Source organism: Streptomyces sp. JNUCC 63 (genome assembly GCF_054366325.1).
Map to the genome: position 1 here is coordinate 4,704,525 of NZ_CM135963.1, position 16,300 is coordinate 4,720,824.

Annotated in this window: 15 protein-coding genes and 1 riboswitch; of the genes, 13 read left to right on the forward strand and 2 right to left on the reverse strand. The window is 71.0% G+C overall.

What is annotated here, in order from left to right; genetic code table 11:
• The first annotated feature begins 57 nt into the window (after positions 1-57).
• Both ACX25U_RS21700 and ACX25U_RS21705 read left to right on the forward strand, forming a co-directional pair.
• Positions 58-1,017 (forward strand): hypothetical protein, encoded by a 960-nt coding sequence (locus ACX25U_RS21700; RefSeq protein WP_454382414.1) that lies wholly within the window; start codon positions 58-60, stop codon positions 1,015-1,017.
• Positions 1,018-1,245: 228 nt separating this feature from the next.
• Positions 1,246-2,988 (forward strand): insulinase family protein, encoded by a 1,743-nt coding sequence (locus ACX25U_RS21705; protein WP_454382415.1) that lies wholly within the window; start codon positions 1,246-1,248, stop codon positions 2,986-2,988.
• 19 nt (positions 2,989-3,007) lie between these two features.
• On the opposite strand, the gene ACX25U_RS21710 is transcribed toward ACX25U_RS21705, so the two are convergent.
• Both ACX25U_RS21710 and ACX25U_RS21715 read right to left on the reverse strand, forming a co-directional pair.
• Complete coding sequence (locus tag ACX25U_RS21710; protein ID WP_454382416.1) at positions 3,008-3,388, reverse strand: hypothetical protein; 381 nt, start codon at positions 3,386-3,388, stop codon at positions 3,008-3,010.
• 64 nt (positions 3,389-3,452) lie between these two features.
• On the reverse strand, positions 3,453-4,184 hold the full coding sequence (locus ACX25U_RS21715) for a hypothetical protein (RefSeq protein ID WP_454382417.1): 732 nt from the start codon (positions 4,182-4,184) through the stop codon (positions 3,453-3,455).
• A gap of 230 nt (positions 4,185-4,414) precedes the next feature.
• Here ACX25U_RS21715 and ACX25U_RS21720 point away from each other — a divergent pair, with 230 nt between their 5' ends.
• From ACX25U_RS21720 to ACX25U_RS21770, 11 genes are all read left to right on the forward strand, one after another.
• Positions 4,415-5,245 carry a glycoside hydrolase domain-containing protein gene (locus ACX25U_RS21720; RefSeq protein ID WP_454382418.1) on the forward strand — a complete coding sequence of 277 codons (831 nt, stop codon included), beginning with the start codon at positions 4,415-4,417 and terminating at the stop codon, positions 5,243-5,245.
• Between the two features lie 156 nt (positions 5,246-5,401).
• Complete coding sequence (locus ACX25U_RS21725; protein WP_454382419.1) at positions 5,402-6,034, forward strand: SurA N-terminal domain-containing protein; 633 nt, start codon at positions 5,402-5,404, stop codon at positions 6,032-6,034.
• Positions 6,035-6,088: 54 nt separating this feature from the next.
• The gene (locus ACX25U_RS21730) at positions 6,089-7,090 is read left to right on the forward strand and encodes a nucleoside triphosphate pyrophosphohydrolase (RefSeq protein WP_454382420.1); all 1,002 of its coding nucleotides are present in this window, start codon (positions 6,089-6,091) and stop codon (positions 7,088-7,090) included.
• 122 nt (positions 7,091-7,212) lie between these two features.
• Positions 7,213-8,466 carry a cytochrome P450 family protein gene (locus ACX25U_RS21735; protein ID WP_454382421.1) on the forward strand — a complete coding sequence of 418 codons (1,254 nt, stop codon included), beginning with the start codon at positions 7,213-7,215 and terminating at the stop codon, positions 8,464-8,466.
• Positions 8,467-8,694: 228 nt separating this feature from the next.
• Positions 8,695-9,747, forward strand: a complete 1,053-nt coding sequence (locus ACX25U_RS21740) for a transglycosylase family protein (RefSeq protein WP_454382422.1) — start codon at positions 8,695-8,697, stop codon at positions 9,745-9,747.
• Between the two features lie 183 nt (positions 9,748-9,930).
• A riboswitch (cyclic di-AMP (ydaO/yuaA leader) is annotated at positions 9,931-10,097 on the forward strand.
• Between the two features lie 4 nt (positions 10,098-10,101).
• Positions 10,102-10,818 carry a transglycosylase family protein gene (locus ACX25U_RS21745; RefSeq protein ID WP_454382424.1) on the forward strand — a complete coding sequence of 239 codons (717 nt, stop codon included), beginning with the start codon at positions 10,102-10,104 and terminating at the stop codon, positions 10,816-10,818.
• 223 nt (positions 10,819-11,041) lie between these two features.
• A complete protein-coding gene (eno, locus tag ACX25U_RS21750) occupies positions 11,042-12,328 on the forward strand; it encodes a phosphopyruvate hydratase (protein WP_454382426.1) in 1,287 nt (428 codons plus the stop codon).
• Between the two features lie 118 nt (positions 12,329-12,446).
• Positions 12,447-12,923: an FtsB family cell division protein gene (locus ACX25U_RS21755; RefSeq protein ID WP_454382428.1), complete on the forward strand. Its 477-nt coding sequence runs from the start codon at positions 12,447-12,449 to the stop codon at positions 12,921-12,923.
• 26 nt (positions 12,924-12,949) lie between these two features.
• Positions 12,950-13,507, forward strand: coding sequence for a DUF501 domain-containing protein (locus tag ACX25U_RS21760; protein ID WP_454382430.1), 558 nt, complete (start codon positions 12,950-12,952; stop codon positions 13,505-13,507).
• Positions 13,504-14,469, forward strand: coding sequence for a Ppx/GppA phosphatase family protein (locus ACX25U_RS21765; protein ID WP_454382432.1), 966 nt, complete (start codon positions 13,504-13,506; stop codon positions 14,467-14,469). Before ACX25U_RS21760 ends, ACX25U_RS21765 begins: the two co-directional genes overlap by 4 nt.
• Positions 14,470-14,904: 435 nt before the next feature.
• Entirely contained in the window at positions 14,905-16,287 is a 1,383-nt protein-coding gene (locus tag ACX25U_RS21770; RefSeq protein WP_454382434.1) for an NAD(P)/FAD-dependent oxidoreductase, read from the forward strand.
• Positions 16,288-16,300: the final 13 nt, after the last annotated feature.

Genomic DNA, 16,300 nt, shown 5'->3' on the forward strand with positions numbered 1-16,300 from the left:
CGACCTGCGGGCTTCCCGGTGGCGGCACTGTCACCGGCCTCGCTTAGGATCCGCCGCATGTCGCTCGCCTTCTCCGCGTCCTCCCTGCCGCCGCCCGACTTCGAGGTCGCCTCCGCCTTCCCCGAGGCCGCCTGGCTGCGGCAGGCCGCCGCCACGGGGGACTGGGCCTCGGTGCGTCAGTACGCCGACTCCCTGCCGCAGGGCACCGACCGGGCCTTCGCGGTGCGCGTGCTGGCCGAGGTGCCAGGCGTCGAGCAGCCGCTGCGCGAGCTGGTCGCAGCCGCTCCGGACGACGTGTTCGCCCTGACCGTGCTCGGCGCCCGTGAGATCGAGGCCGGCTGGGAGATCCGTACCGCGGCGCGCGCCGAGCACGTCAGCCGCGAGCATTTCGCAGCCTTCCACGCGCACCTGCGGGAGGCCGAGAAACTGCTCATCCGGGCCACCGCCCTCGACCCGTCCCACGATGCGGCCTGGGCCGAGCGGCTCAACACCGCCCGTGGACTGCAGCTCGGGCAGAACGAGGCGCGGCGCCGGTACGACCGGCTGGCCGCTCATCATCCGCACCACTTCACCGGCCAGGCCCGCCTGCTCCAGCAGCTGTGCCCCAAATGGGGCGGAAGCTGGCAGTCCACCCACGGCTTCGCCCAGGAGTGCCTGCGGGGCGCTCCGGACGGGGCCCTGAACGGCGGCCTGGTCGCGGAGGCGCACCTGGAGCACTGGATGGAGCTGCGGGCCGGCCAGGAACGCACTGATTACCTGCGGCAGCCCCACGTCCACGCCGAACTCGTCGAGGCCGCCGAGCACTCCGTGTCCCACCCGCACTTCCGGCCCACCTACGGGTGGGTCACTGTCCAGGGGTGCTTCGCCGCCCTCTTCTCGCTGATCGGGGACCGCGCACGGGCCGCCGCGCACTTCCGCGCGCTGGGCAACCTGGCCTCGGAGTACCCGTGGAGCTACCTGGGCACGCCGGCCGACGCCTACGTCAAGCACCGCGACGCCGCCCTCGCTCCGGGCTGACGGTCCACGACACCGAGCACCCCGGTCCCGCCGGACCCGCCGGGTCCACCACGCACGCCAGGCACGCCGGACCCGCCGGGCACGCCGGCCGACGCCTACGTCAAGCACCGCGACGCCGCCCTCGCTCCGGGCTGACGGCCCACGACACCGAACATCCCGGACCCGCCGGACCCGCCAGGCACGCCCGAACCCCACGAACGTGACGAACACGCCGAACAGAGGCCGAAGATGAACCCGCAGGCCGCCGTCCGCCTCACCGAGACCGACGGCATACCCACCCTCTTCGCGCAGGCCGCCGGGCCGATGCGCGCCGGACTCGTCTTCCGCGTCGGCGTCGCCGACGAGACGCTGGCCCGGGCCGGCGTCACCCACATGGTGGAGCATCTGGCCCTGCACCGCCAGGGCCTGGCCGACTACCACTTCAACGGCGCCACCAAGGCCGCCTTCACCCACTTCCACGTGGAGGGCGCCGAACACGAGGTGGTCGCCTATCTGCAGGGCGTCTGCGCCTCCCTCACCGCTCTGCCCCTGGAGCGCCTGGAGACCGAGAAGGAGATCCTGCGCACCGAGGAGTCACGGCGCGAGGCCCCCCAACTGCCGCTGTGGCGCTACGGCGCCCAGGGGTACGGTCTGGTCAGCTATCCGGAGTGGGGTGTGCGGAACCTGGGTCCGCAGGACGTGGAGGCCTGGGCACAGACCTGGTTCACGCAGGGCAACGCCGTGCTGTGGGTCGCCGGTGAGCGCCTGCCGGCCGGACTCACGCTCAAGCTGCCCGCCGGTCCGCGCCGTTCCCTGCCCGCCGTCACCTCCGCCCTTCCCGCCACCCCCGCCTACTTCTCCGACGGTTCGGGCGGCGTGCTGCTGGACGCCGTCGTCACCGACGGCGCCGCCGCCCGGCTGTACGCGGGTGTTCTCGAGCGGGAGCTGTCCCGCGCCCTGCGCCAGGAGGGCGGCTACTCGTACACGGCGGCCACCGACTGCACCGCGCGCCGTGACGGTTTCGCCCTGGTGACGGCCTTCGCGGACGCCCTGCCGGCCAAGCAGGACGCGGTGCTCGGCGGCTTCGTCGACGTCCTCGCCGGGCTCCAGGTGGGCCGGATCGGGCAGGGCGACCTGGACGCGGTCCGCACCCGGGCCGACAGTGCGCTGACCGCGCCCGACGCGGCCGTACGGCGGCTGCCCGGCGCGGCGGAGGACCTGCTCGCCGGGCGGCCCTCGCGCACCCTCGACGAACTGCGCGCCGAGTTGTGGGCGGTGACGCCCGAGCATCTGCACACGGTGGCCGTGGAGGCGGCGGCAACGGCTCTGCTGCAGGTGCCCAGTGGGCACAGTGCGGACTGGGCCGGGTACACAGAGGCCCCGACGAGTTCGTCGTACGCCGTGACCGGGCGGCGGTTCGCCTCGATGAGCCGTGACGGTTCGGCGCTGGTCGTGGGAGAGGAGGGGGTCAGCATGACGGCGGGCGCGCAGGACGGCACGGAGCGCGCGGCGACCGTGCCCTACCGCGCCTGCGCGGCCATGCTGAGCTGGCCGGACGGCGGCCGTCGGCTCATCGGCACCGACGGTCTGGTCGTCGATGTGGAACCCGGTCTGTACGGCGTCGACGCGCACACCATGGCGACCGTGGACGCCGCAGTGCCGCCGACCGCGGTGGTGTGGCTGCCGCCCCGGCAGCGGACGCCCGCGCCGGAGCCGGGACCGGCCCCTGACGGGAGCGGCGCGACCCGCGCCGGTTCGCCGGGCCGGGCCACGCCCACCCGGCGGACCGGCGGCCAGACGGCGGCCCTGGTCGTCCTCGGGCTGCTCGGCGCTCTGTTCGGCTTCCTGGCTCTCTCGTTCACGGTCTTCGGGGCCGATGATCCGGAGACCAGTACCGGTGAATGGCTCGCCATCGCGGGCTTCATGTGGGGACTCACCGGCCTGGTGACCTGGCCGGCTGTCGGGATCCTGCGCCGCACCCGGCGGGTGTGACCGGTACCGGGGCCTGCCGCTACCGTCCGTACGGGTATCCGTACGTCTGTCCCTGAGCAGGTGCCGTCGGTGCCCCGTACGCAGGCTGCACCCCCTGCGCCGGCCGCCGTTTGTCGAAGACGGCGAACAGCAGCATCGCCGTCGCCGTCAGCATGCACAGCAGGGCGACGGCGCCCAGGATCGGGTCGCCGTCGCCGTCGCCGCGGGAGGTGATGGAGGACCACGGCAGCGTCACGCACTCGTAGAAGACGAACGCGGCGAACGCCCCCCAGTCCGAGCCCCGGCCGCGGCGGATCGCCACGTACAGGAACGGGACCCACACCAGCAGGCCCAGCGAGCCCCATGCCAGAACCGACCAGGCGATCCGCTGGAACCAGCCGGCCTCCAGACGCTTTTCCATCTCTACCCCCCAAGGCAGTGCAGGGGGCAAGATTAAGCCACCGGGCGGCGCACGCGGCCCCCTGTCAGGAAGTCTTCTTCAGGGACGCGACGATCCGCTCCGTCAGTTTCTTCGCCGTCGCCGCGCCGTTGTCGTGGCCGTCCGTCGACATCACGCTGACGACGTTCGTGCCGACCTGGGCGGCGATGAGCGTCGTGCCGTTCTCCCAGGCGGTGTTCGTCAGGGTGATCGTGTAGGCGGAGTCGCCCAGGCCGGGCGTGGCCTGTCCGGTGACCTCGACCTTCGAGTGGGTCTGGGAGTCGGTGAAGCCCGTGCAGGCCGTGGCGGCCTTCTCCACGCCCTTCAGGACGTCCGCCGCCGTCGTGCCCCGGTAGGCGTCGATCTCCTGGCCGATGTTCTCGGAGGTGTTCTTGTTGACGTAGTCGTTCTGCGCGAAGGACACCCCGGTGATCCCGGTGATGTCTATCCAGGCGGTGCCGCCCAGCTTGGTGCAGTCGGGCTTGGCCGCCGGGGCCGTCGAGGGGGGCGTGTAGGTGTCGCCGGAGTCCCTGGCCCCGCTCGGGTCGACGGCGAAGCCGGAGGCGAAGAACGACGCCGGGGCGAGGGCCTTCTTCAGCTGGGCACCGGTGAGCAGACCGGCGTTCGGGTCGCTGGAGGCGCTCGAGGACGGGCCGGAGGAATCGGAGGAATCAGAGGAATCAGAGGAATCGGAGGAGCCGGACGGGCCGCAGGCCGTCAGGGCCAGGGGAAGCGCCGCCAGGGCGAGGACACGGACGGCACGGGACGGGAGGTGCATGTGAGGTGCTTTCTCGGGCTGGGCCACAAAAAAAGGGGGATGGCCAGCGGATCTTATGACGCCACGAGCAGGCCCGAACGCCACCCGTCATGGCCGGCACACACGTTTTTGCTGTGACTTGAGCGATTCCTGTGGCCAGTGAGGCGATCTTTTGTGCGGTCCGAGAGGCTTCGTCGATTAGCGTGCGGCGCAGCGCGCACCGGCGCGTACACGAGCACACAGGGGTGGGGATGGCCGAGCACCGGCAGTCGAAGAAGCGCAGATACATCACGTGGGCGGCGGCCGGGGCCGTCGTCGTCGCCGGTGCCGGAATCGCGGCGCAGACCTCCATGGCGGCCACCACCTGGCCCGCGCAGAAGACCTTCACCGGCCGTGCCTTCGACACCTGCACCGCGCCCTCGCTGAACGCCATGAAGGCCTGGCGCACCGACAAGTACTACGGCGCCGCGGCCGTCTACGTCGGCGGCAAGAACCGCGGCTGTGCCCAGCCCAATCTCACCGCTTCCTGGGTGAAGTCCGTCAGTTCCCAGGGCTGGAAGCTCGTCCCGATCTACGTCGGCGCCCAGCCGCCCTGCCAGAAGAGCGCCAACCCGGAGAAGCTCACCGCCTCCACCGCCTCCTCCCTCGGCACCGCCGACGCCAAGGACGCGGTGGCCAAGGCCTCCGCGCTCGGCATGAAGGCGGGCAGCGCGATCTACCTCGACATGGAGCCGTACGACGTCACCGACAAGTCGTGCAACGACGCCGTGCTCACCTACGTCCGCGCCTTCGACAAGGAACTGCGCGCCAAGACCTACCGCGCCGGCTTCTACGGCTTCACCAGCTCCAGCGCCAAGGCCATCGCCACCGCGAGCAACAAGACCGACCTGCCGGGCAACCTCTGGTACGCCCTCTGGGACGGCAAGGAGACCACCACCACCGACTGGCCCTGGAACCCCACCCAGTTCACCGACCACAGCCGTGCCCACCAGTACAAGGTGAACAGCAAGGAGACGCGCGGCGGCTACACCCTCACCGTCGACCGCGACTGGTGGGACGCGCCGGTGGCGATCACGGGCTGACACCGGCCGGCCATCGTCAGGCGGGAGCGGGGCGACGGTGCCCGAAGTCGCGGTGAATCGTTGGTCCAATGGCTTGGCCGGAGCCCGGCCACTGCCTACTATCGATCACCGCAAGACCTTGTGCACCGTCGCACAATCTCCAAACGGGAGGTTTCCTTGCACCGCCGCCGTCGCACCGCGCTCGTCCTGTCCGCCGCGATCGTCGCGGCGGCTCCCCTGCTCACCGCCTGTGGAAGCGACGCGCATCCCGGTGCGGCGGCCGTCGTCGGCGGGCAGCGGATCACCGTCGCGCAGCTGCAGAACAGGGTGAACGAGGTGCGCCAGGCGCAGCGGTCCGCGGTCGCCGACGAGACGCAGTACCAGCAGGTCGTCGCCAGGACCGGCGCCCTCACCCGGGACACCCTGCACCAGATGGTCCTCGACCGTGTGCTCGACCGCGCCGCCGGGAACGCCGGCATCGAGGTCACCCGCAGCGAGGTCCAGCGGTTGCGCACCGAGCTGGAGCGGCAGGCGGGTGGCGCCAAGGCGCTGGAGAACACCTGGCTGCACCAGTACGGAGTGCCGCCGCAGCACCTCGACGAGAACCTGCGTCTGCAACTGGAGGCGCAGAAGCTCGCGGCCCGGCTGCAGACCGACACCAGCCGGCCGGCCTTCTGGAAGGCGCTGTCCGACGCCTCCACCGAACTGAACGTCGACCTCAACCCGCGCTACGGCACCTGGGACGCGCAGAAGACCAGCCGGGTGGACGCGAAGGCGCCGTGGCTGCGGGACGTCTCGGCCGCCGGCTGACCCGGCCGTCGGCCGACCCGGGGCGATGCCGGTCCGGTGCGTTACGTTCGGAGCGTGAACACCACCAGCGCGACCACCTCCGAAGCGGCCCCGGGCCGGATCGTCCTGCTCACCACCAGCCACCGGGTCGCCCCCGGACTGCTGTCCTGGCCCGCCTGGCAGGAGCTGCGCACGGCCGACCGGGTGCTGTGCGCGGACGGGACGCATCCGCAGCTGCCGTATCTGCGTGAGGCGGGCATAGCCGTGGACGAGGCCGCGCCGAGCGCCGGGGAACTGGTCGACGCGTGCGCCGGCGGCCGTACGGTCGTGGTCGTGGCCACCGGCGAGGGCGAGCCGGCCCTGACCGACGGCCTGGCCCGCCTGGCCGGTTCCGGCCGCGTGAACATGCCGGAGCTGGAGCTGCTGCCCGCCTCCTACGACCTGCCGGGCGCCCGCCTGCTCGACCTCGTCCAGGTCATGGACCGCATCCGCGCCGAGTGCCCCTGGTCGTCGCGGCAGACCCACGAGGGCCTGGCGAAGTACGGCATCGAGGAGGCGTACGAGCTGGTCGAGGCGATCGAGGACGGCGACCGGGAGGAGCTGCGCGAGGAGCTGGGCGACGTACTGCTCCAGGTGGTCTTCCACGCCCGTATCGCCGAGGAGGACCCCGAGGAACCGTTCTCCGTCGACGACGTGGCCGGCACCATCGTCGCCAAGCTGATCCACCGCCATCCGCACGTCTTCGGCGAGGAAACGGCCACCACCCCGGAGGAAGTCAAGGAACACTGGCTCCGCACCAAGGCCGAGGAAAAACGCCGCACCTCGGTGACGGAGGGCATCCCCCTCGGCCAGCCGGGCCTGGCCCTGGCGGCGAAGCTGGCGTCCCGGGTCCGCACGGCGGGCCTGGACGTCCTGCTCCCCAGGACGGACGGCTTCGGCTACGAACTGCTGGCCCTGGCGGTCCGGGCAGAGGCGCAGGGCGTGGATCCGGAGGCGGCACTGCGGGCGGCGGCGCGGGCTTATCGGGATGCGATCAGGGAGGCGGAGGAAAAAATCAGCCCGTCTGGGGGAGTTTGAGGACGAGACCGAAGGCCGATGACGGGGGTCCGGGGCGCAGACCCCAGGGACGGGAAGGGCAGGGGCGGCGGGGGCGAAAACCCCTCGGCCGTCCCCCGCCCGCACGGTCTAGGGTCGACCGTATGCACGACCAGCCACCCACCCTGTTCACCTGGGAGTTCGCCAGCAACCCCTACCCCGCCTACGCCTGGCTCCGTGAGCACGCCCCCGTGCACAAAACCCGCCTCCCCAGCGGAGTGGAGGCCTGGCTGGTCACCCGCTACACCGACGCCAAACAGGCCCTCGCCGACCAGCGCCTGAGCAAGAACCCGGCGCACCACGACGAGCCCGCGCACGCGAAGGGCAAGACCGGCATCCCCGGCGAGCGCAAGGCCGACCTGATGACGCACCTGCTCAACATCGACCCGCCGGACCACACCCGCCTGCGCCGCCTGGTCAGCAAGGCGTTCACCCCCCGCCGCGTAGCCGAGTTCGCCCCCCGCGTGCAGGAACTCGCCGACGGTCTCATCGACCGGTTCGCCGCCCGCGGCACCGCCGACCTCATCCACGAGTTCGCCTTCCCGCTGCCCATCTACGCCATCTGCGACATGCTCGGCGTCCCACGCGAGGACCAGGACGACTTCCGGGACTGGGCAGGCATGATGATCCGCCACGGAAAGGGCCCCCGCGGCGGAGTAGCCCGCTCGGTGAAGAAGATGCGCGGCTACCTCGCCGACCTCATCCACCGCAAACGCCAGGCCCTGCCCGCCGAACCCACCCCCGGCGAGGACCTCATCTCCGGCCTCATCCGCGCCTCCGACCACGGCGAACACCTCACCGAGAACGAGGCCGCCGCCATGGCCTTCATCCTCCTCTTCGCCGGCTTCGAGACCACCGTCAACCTCATCGGCAACGGCACCTACGCCCTGCTCACCCACCCCGAACAGCGCGACCGGCTGCAGCGGTCCCTCGCCGAGGGGGAAAGGGACCTGCTGGAGACAGCGGTGGAGGAACTCCTGCGCTACGACGGCCCCGTGGAGCTGGCCACCTGGCGCTTCGCCACCCGCCCGCTCACCGTCGGCGGACAGGACATCGCCCCCGGCGACCCGGTCCTCGTCGTCCTCGCCGCCGCCGACCGGGACCCGGAGCGGTTCACCGACCCCGATGTCCTCGACCTCGGCCGACGTGACAACCAACACCTCGGGTACGGTCACGGCATCCACTACTGCCTCGGCGCCCCGCTCGCCCGGCTGGAGGGCCAGACCGCCCTCGCCACCCTGTTCACCCGGCTGCCGGATCTCCAACTCGACGCGGAAACAAGCGACTTGCGCTGGCGCGGCGGGCTCATCATGCGCGGACTGCGGACCCTGCCCGTGAGCTTCACCCCGCACCCCTAAGTCCGGACAGGGCCGGAAAAAGGGCCGTGCGCAGGCCCTGCACCGGCCTGCGGCTGCCCGCCGACGAGCGCAAAGGTGACACGCGTTCAACTACGTGACCTTCACGTGATCTGCGCGGCATTAACTTGTGACAAGTGATCGACAGCCGCTACCTTCACCCATCAACGTGGTGGTGTCCAGCCGTATCCGCCGCCTCGTTGTCACTGCTGTCGGTTGAAAGGTCTCCGCATGCTCTCCGGGAACGGTCGTCACCGTCGCCCCCGTCAGGCTCCGGCTCTCCTCGTCGCTGCCGGAGTGACCGGATCCGCCATCGCCATCCCGCTGATGGGCGCCTCCGGAGCCAGCGCGGCGGACGGCACCACGTGGGACAAGGTGGCGGAGTGCGAGAGCGGCGGCTCCTGGAGCGCCGACGCCGGCAACGGCTTCTACGGCGGGCTGCAGTTGACCCAGGAGGACTGGGAGAAGTACGGCGGCCTCGACTACGCCCCGAGCGCCGACCAGGCCAGCCGGTCCCAGCAGATAGCCGTGGCCGAGAAGATGCTCGCCGACCAGGGCCCCGGCGCCTGGCCGACCTGCGGACTGCTCTCCGGGCTCAGCAAGAAGTCCGGCGCGGCGAACGTCGACACCGGTGTGGGAGACGGTTCGTCCGGATCCTCCAACTCGTCCGGAAAGTCCGGCCCCTCCCTGTCGAACGGTCTCGGCCTGTCCAACTCGTCGCAAGGGTCGGGCGACTCGTCCGGTTCGTCCGACTCGTCCGCCGCCGAGTCCGATGCGGCATCCACGCCGAGCGCGACTCCGGCGAAGCCGTCGCCTTCGGCCTCTTCGCCCGGCAAGGCGGACAAGTCGGCCAAGTCCGACACCGCGCCCGAAGTCGACGCGAGTGACACCTCGGCACCCACCGCCTCGCCCTCCATCGCGCCCGAATGGGGCGACTCGGACAACTCCGGCTATGTCGAGGGCGCTTCGGCGCTGGTCGACACCGGCGCGCTCGGTACCGGCCGCCACCGCGGGGGCAGCGCGGTCGAGGGCTCGGTCGACAGCCGTACCGCCGCTCCCTCCGGCCGTCACGCCTCACGCGGCGGCAACGGCGTACGCACCAACGCGAGCAGTTCCTACACCGTCCGCTCCGGCGACTCCCTCGAGTCCATCGCCGACTCCCTTGGCCTCCAGGGTGGATGGAGCGCGCTGTACGACGCGAACAAGCAGGCGATCGGTGCCGACCCGGGTCACATCGTCGCCGGTCAGACCCTGGATGTCCCTGCCGAAACGGCCCAAAAGTAGCGGGAGTTCGCGCCACACTTCGCACTGAATGTCCCTTTCGGTGAAAGTGTGGGATGAGTCTCAGAAGCCCTGATCGTCTTTGAAATTCCGCGGATCTCGTGTCTACGGTCATGACCGCTCGCCATCGCGAGCCCCGGCTGCCGCGAACGCCGAATCCTGCCAGCGGCCGCACGGGAACAGTCGTCGCGTCAAGCGCCGTAGGCAGGAGCGGGGGACCCAAGGTAAGTGCCGCGCCGGACAGTTGACGGAGCGGCTAGGGGTGGAGCCGTGCCTCGCGGAAGAGGCACGGCCGGGCAACTCAACCGGCCCGAACCCGACAGCTCACCTCGCAGGCGTCGGTGAGGGGATTCATCCATGCTGTTCTCCGGCAAGGGCAAGCACCGTCGTCCGTCCAAGGCCAGTCGCGTTGTCGCGCTCGCCGGTGTCACCGGCGCCGCCGTCGCCGCCCCGCTGATGGCGGCCGGCAACGCCTCCGCCGCCACCGCCTCCGAGTGGGACGCGGTCGCCCGGTGCGAGTCCGGCGGCAACTGGTCCATCAACACCGGCAACGGCTTCTACGGCGGCCTGCAGTTCACCAAGTCCACCTGGGCGGCGTTCGGCGGCACCGCCTACGCCCCGCGTGCCGACCTGGCCGCCAAGTCGCAGCAGATAGCCGTCGCCGAGAAGGTCCTCGCGGGCCAGGGCAAGGGTGCCTGGCCGGTCTGCGGCAAGGGCCTGTCCGGTGCCGCCTACAACGGCGGCGCCCCCTCCTCGTCGAGCGCCGGCTCCAAGAGCGGCGACTCCAGCAGCTCCGCGAAGAGCGGCACCACCAAGCGCTCGACCGAGCAGCGGGCCGCCAACCGTTCGGCGGCGCGTCCGGCCCCGGCCCCGAAGAAGACCGTCACCACCCCGACCGGCGAGAAGGTCAAGAAGGGCGACGGCGAGTACAAGGTGGTCTCCGGCGACACCCTCAGCTCCATCGCCGAGCGGAACGGCGTCCAGGGCGGCTGGCAGAAGCTGTTCGAGCTGAACAAGGACGTCGTCGACAACGCCGACCTCATCTACCCGGGCCAGCAGCTGCACCTGAAGTAACCGGCCCGCCCCCGTCCCCAGGGGCTCCCCGCCCCGGTGCGTGTCCCCCGTACGCACCGGGGCGGGGCTCTTTTTTGTTCCGGCCGGAAACAAAAAGGGTATCGTCAGCCTGTCCCACCCCGTCCACGGGACGGTCGGTCGGCCGGCCGACGGCCCCGGACGGTTAGGCTCTAGTCGCAAGGCTCACACGCCCCGCACTTCAAGCGTCACATCCACGAAGGAGATGCTCGTGCCGTCCATCGACGTCGTCGTAGCCCGGGAAATCCTGGACTCCCGAGGCAACCCCACGGTCGAGGTCGAGGTCGGCCTCGACGACGGCAGCACGGGTCGTGCCGCCGTCCCGTCCGGCGCCTCCACCGGCGCCTTCGAGGCCATCGAGCTCCGTGACGGAGACCCCAACCGCTACCAGGGCAAGGGCGTCGAGAAGGCCGTCCTCGCCGTGATCGAGCAGATCGGCCCGGAGCTCGTCGGCTACGACGCCACCGAGCAGCGGCTGATCGACCAGGCCATGTTCGACCTGGACGCCACCGACAACAAGGGCTCGCTGGGCGCCAACGCCATCCTCGGCGTCTCCCTCGCCGTCGCCCACGCCGCCTCCGAGGCGTCCGACCTGCCGCTCTTCCGCTACCTGGGCGGCCCCAACGCGCACCTGCTCCCGGTGCCGATGATGAACATCCTGAACGGCGGCTCGCACGCCGACTCCAACGTGGACATCCAGGAGTTCATGATCGCCCCGATCGGCGCGGAGTCCTTCTCCGAGGCCCTGCGCTGGGGCACCGAGGTCTACCACACCCTGAAGAAGGTCCTGAAGAGCAAGGGCCTGTCCACCGGCCTCGGCGACGAGGGCGGCTTCGCCCCGAACCTCGGCTCCAACCGCGAGGCCCTGGACCTCATCCTCGAGGCCGTCAAGGAGGCCGGCTACGCCCCCGGCGAGCAGATCGCCCTCGCCCTCGACGTCGCCGCCTCCGAGTTCTACAAGGACGGCAAGTACGTCTTCGAGGGCAAGGAGCGCTCGGCGGCGGAGATGACCGAGTACTACGAGGAGCTGGTGGCCGCCTACCCGCTCGTCTCCATCGAGGACCCGCTGTTCGAGGACGACTGGGCCGGCTGGAAGGTCATCACCGACAAGCTCGGCGACAAGGTCCAGCTCGTCGGCGACGACCTGTTCGTCACCAATCCCGAGCGCCTGGCCCGCGGTATCGAGGAAGGCGCCGCCAACGCCCTGCTGGTCAAGGTGAACCAGATCGGCTCGCTCACCGAGACCCTGGACGCCGTCGAGCTGGCCCAGCGCAACGGCTTCAAGTGCATGATGTCCCACCGCTCCGGCGAGACCGAGGACGTCACCATCGCCGACCTGGCCGTCGCCACCAACTGCGGCCAGATCAAGACCGGCGCCCCGGCCCGCTCCGAGCGCGTCGCCAAGTACAACCAGCTGCTGCGCATCGAGGAGATCCTCGACGACGCGGCGGTGTACGCGGGCCGCAGCGCGTTCCCCCGCTTCAAGGACTGAGCGGCAAAGGGTAAGGCTTCGCCCGTCGTACGTACGTCCCCGTACCCGGTCCCGTACCGTGTGCGGGGACGTACGCACGTGTGAGCGGCGTGAACGGCACGAACGGGAGGCGGGGACGATGGCCGTCAAGGACCGGGACCGGTTCTCCACCGCGACCAGGCTCAGGCTGCTCGGCGAGCAGACCGCGGCCCGCGTCTACCGTTCGCAGACTCGGCGCCAGGCCCGCCGCTCCCGGCTCACCGGCCGCGCGGCGCTGCTCGCGCTGGTGGTGTGCTCGATGGTGGTCGCCCTGGCGTACCCGATGCGGCAGTACGTCTCCCAGCGCGCCGCCATCGCCGACCTCGAGCGGCAGAAGCGGCAGGCCCAGCAGCGGGTGGAACAACTGCGCGACCTCAAGGCACGCTGGCAGGACGACGCCTACGCCGAGCAGCAGATCCGGCGGCGGCTGCACTACGTGAGGCCCGGGGAGACCGGCTACGTCGTGATCGACCCGGGCCCGGCCGAGCGGTCCCGCGCCGAGCAGGGCTCGGCCCGCCGACCCTGGTACGCCAACGTCTGGGACGGCGTCGACAAGTCCGACGCCTCCGACCAGTGAACCCACAGAGAGAAACTACGCAAGGCATGGAAACCCCACCGCCGCCCACCGAGCGCACCGAACCCACCGACGCGGACGTCGAGGCCTTCGAGCAGCAGCTCGGGCGGCCGCCGCGCGGGCTGCGCGCGATCGCGCACCGCTGCCCCTGCGGACAGCCGGACGTCGTGGAGACGGCCCCGCGGCTGCCCGACGGCACGCCCTTCCCGACGCTGTACTACCTGACGTGCCCGCGCGCCGCCTCGGCCATCGGCACGCTGGAGGCCGACGGCGTGATGAAGGAGATGACCGAGCGGCTGACCACCGACCCCGAGCTGGCGGCGGCGTACCGGGCCGCGCACGAGGACTACATCCGGCGCCGGGACGAGATCGAGGAGCTGACCGGCTTCCCGAGCGCGGGCGGCATGCCGGACCGGGTCAAGTGCCTGCACGTCCTGGTCGCCCACTCGCTGGCCGCCGGTCCCGGCGTGAACCCGCTGGGCGACGAGGCGATCGCGATGCTGCCCGAGTGGTGGCGCAAGGGCCCGTGCGTGACGGTGCCCGCCGAGCCCGAGAAGCACGGCGAGCGTGAGGAGGGGCAGCAGTGACCCGGGTCGCCGCCATCGACTGCGGTACGAACTCCATCCGTCTGCTCGTCGCGGACGCGACCGTGTCCAACAGCGCCTCCGGCGCGGGCACCACCGGCGAACTCGTCGACCTGGACCGCCGTATGACCATCGTGCGGCTCGGCCAGGGCGTCGACCGCACCGGCCGGCTCGCCCCCGAGGCGCTTCAGCGGACCTTCGCGGCCTGCCGCGAGTACGCCGGGATCATCAAGGAGCACGGCGTCGAGCGGCTGCGTTTCGTGGCCACCTCCGCCTCCCGGGACGCCGAGAACCGGGAGGAGTTCACACGCGGGGTGATGGACATCCTCGGCGTCGAGCCGGAGGTGATCTCCGGCGATCAGGAGGCGGAGTTCTCCTTCACGGGCGCCACAAAGGAACTGGCGGGGCGTGCGGATCTCGCCCGGCCCTTCCTGGTGGTGGACATCGGCGGCGGCTCGACGGAGTTCGTCGTGGGCGACGACCACGTGCGCGCGGCCCGCTCGGTGGACGTGGGCTGCGTCCGTATGACCGAGCGCCACCTGGTGCGGGGCGGTGTGGTCACCGACCCGCCCACCGAGGAGCGGATCGCCGCCATGCGGGCCGACATCGAGGCCGCGCTCGACCGCGCCGAGGAGACGGTCCCGCTGCGCGAGGCGCGCACTTTGGTGGGCCTGGCCGGCTCGGTGACGACGGTGTCGGCGATCGCCCAGGACCTGCCCGAGTACGACTCGACGGCCATCCACCACTCCCGCGTCTCCCACGACCGCGTCCGCGAGATCACAAGGAGGCTGCTCCACTCCACGCACGCCGAGCGTGCGGCGATCCCGTCCCTGCACCCGGGCCGCGTCGACGTCATCGGCGCGGGCGCCCTCGTCCTGCTGGCGATCATGGAACGCATCGGCGCCGAGGAGGTCGTCGTCAGCGAGCACGACATCCTCGACGGCATCGCGTGGTCGGTGGCGTAGACCTCGTTGGCTACCGGTCGGTAGCATTCGGGTGAGCGGGTCGGACAGCGTGCGGGCGGTGCCCAGGGGTCCCTTTCCGGTACCCCCGGGGGCCGCCCTCCGGAAAACTTCGTGAAGTTGTTCACAAGGAAACCGGCCCGGTTCGAGGGTAAAAAGGTCCCCGTAGGCCCATTCGGGGGCTCAGTAGGCACGAAACGGTGCTCGGGGGAGTGCCGGGCGGGGGTCGCGGAAGGGCCGTTCGGTCCCTCCTCGCGGGACCTCCGGCAGGGCGGAGGAGCAGCTCACACGGCCTTGACAACGGTCCGAACCGGACGGCGGCCACCTTCCGGCGACGGGGCCTGCGCAAGGCGGGGCGCGGACTATAACACAGGCCCCGCCCAAGCTTGTGAAGGGGCGCACGAGCTACCCACCTGGGGTGGGGGGATACTCGATGCCATGAGCACCACGGAGCGTCCCAGGATCCTCGTAGTAGGCGGTGGGTACGTAGGCCTGTACGCGGCTCGGCGCATCCTGAAGAAGATGCGCTACGGCGAGGCGACCGTCACGGTCGTCGACCCCCGGTCGTACATGACCTACCAGCCCTTCCTCCCCGAAGCCGCCGCCGGCAACATCTCCCCCCGGCACGTCGTCGTCCCGCTGCGACGCGTGCTGCCCAAGGCGGAGGTCCTCACCGGCCGGGTCACCACCATCGACCAGGACCGCAAGGTCGCCACGGTCACCCCGCTGGTCGGCGAGTCCTACGAACTGCCCTTCGACTACCTGGTCATCGCGATGGGCGCGGTCTCCCGCACCTTCCCGATCCCCGGGCTCGCCGAACAGGGCATCGGCATGAAGGGCATCGAGGAGTCCATCGGCCTGCGCAACCACGTCCTCGAGCAGCTCGACAAGGCCGACTCCACCACGGACGAGGAGATCCGCCGCAAGGCGCTCACCTTCGTCTTCATCGGTGGTGGCTTCGCCGGCGCCGAGACCATCGGCGAGGTCGAGGACATGGCCCGGGACGCGGCCAAGTACTACCGGAACGTCTCCCGCGAGGACATGCGCTTCATCCTCGTCGACGCCGCCGACAAGATCCTTCCCGAGGTCGGCCCGAAGCTCGGCCAGTACGGCAAGGAGCACCTCGAGAGCCGCGGTGTGGAGGTCTACCTCTCCACCTCCATGGATTCCTGCGTCGACGGCCACGTGGTGCTCAAGAACGGCCTCGAGGTCGACTCCAACACCATCGTCTGGACCGCAGGCGTCAAGCCGAACCCGGCGCTGGCCCGCTTCGGTCTGCCGCTCGGCCCGCGCGGCCACGTCGACACCCAGCCGACCCTCCAGGTCACCGGCACCGACTACATCTGGGCCGCCGGCGACAACGCCCAGGTGCCCGACCTCGTCGGCCGCAAGGCGGGCAACGAGAACGCCTGGTGCCCGCCGAACGCCCAGCACGCGCTGCGCCAGGCCAAGGTCCTCGGCGACAACGTGATCTCCGGCCTGCGGGGCTTCCCGCAGAAGGAGTACGAGCACGCCAACAAGGGTGCGGTCGCGGGCCTCGGCCTCCACAAGGGCGTGGCGATGATCGTCGTCGGCAAGATGAAGCTCAAGTTCAAGGGCCGTCTCGCCTGGTACATGCACCGCACCTACCACGGCATGGCCATGCCGACCTGGAACCGCAAGATCCGCGTCTTCGCCGACTGGACCCTCGCCATGTTCCTCAAGCGCGAGGTCGTCTCCCTCGGCGCGATGGAGAACCCCCGCGAGGAGTTCTACGAGGCCGCCAAGCCGGCCCCGGTCGCCGCCGCCCCGAAGACCGGGGAAAAGGCCAAGGCCTCCTGACCCCCGGTCACCG

Coding starts and splice junctions, on each gene's coding strand:
- ACX25U_RS21700 (WP_454382414.1), top strand. CDS start 58: ATGTCGCTCGCCTTCTCCGCGTCCTCCCTGCCGCCGCCCGACTTCGAG.
- ACX25U_RS21705 (WP_454382415.1), top strand. CDS start 1,246: ATGAACCCGCAGGCCGCCGTCCGCCTCACCGAGACCGACGGCATACCC.
- ACX25U_RS21710 (WP_454382416.1), bottom strand. CDS start 3,388: ATGGAAAAGCGTCTGGAGGCCGGCTGGTTCCAGCGGATCGCCTGGTCG.
- ACX25U_RS21715 (WP_454382417.1), bottom strand. CDS start 4,184: ATGCACCTCCCGTCCCGTGCCGTCCGTGTCCTCGCCCTGGCGGCGCTT.
- ACX25U_RS21720 (WP_454382418.1), top strand. CDS start 4,415: ATGGCCGAGCACCGGCAGTCGAAGAAGCGCAGATACATCACGTGGGCG.
- ACX25U_RS21735 (WP_454382421.1), top strand. CDS start 7,213: ATGCACGACCAGCCACCCACCCTGTTCACCTGGGAGTTCGCCAGCAAC.
- ACX25U_RS21740 (WP_454382422.1), top strand. CDS start 8,695: ATGCTCTCCGGGAACGGTCGTCACCGTCGCCCCCGTCAGGCTCCGGCT.
- ACX25U_RS21745 (WP_454382424.1), top strand. CDS start 10,102: ATGCTGTTCTCCGGCAAGGGCAAGCACCGTCGTCCGTCCAAGGCCAGT.
- eno (WP_454382426.1), top strand. CDS start 11,042: ATGCTCGTGCCGTCCATCGACGTCGTCGTAGCCCGGGAAATCCTGGAC.
- ACX25U_RS21755 (WP_454382428.1), top strand. CDS start 12,447: ATGGCCGTCAAGGACCGGGACCGGTTCTCCACCGCGACCAGGCTCAGG.
- ACX25U_RS21760 (WP_454382430.1), top strand. CDS start 12,950: ATGGAAACCCCACCGCCGCCCACCGAGCGCACCGAACCCACCGACGCG.
- ACX25U_RS21770 (WP_454382434.1), top strand. CDS start 14,905: ATGAGCACCACGGAGCGTCCCAGGATCCTCGTAGTAGGCGGTGGGTAC.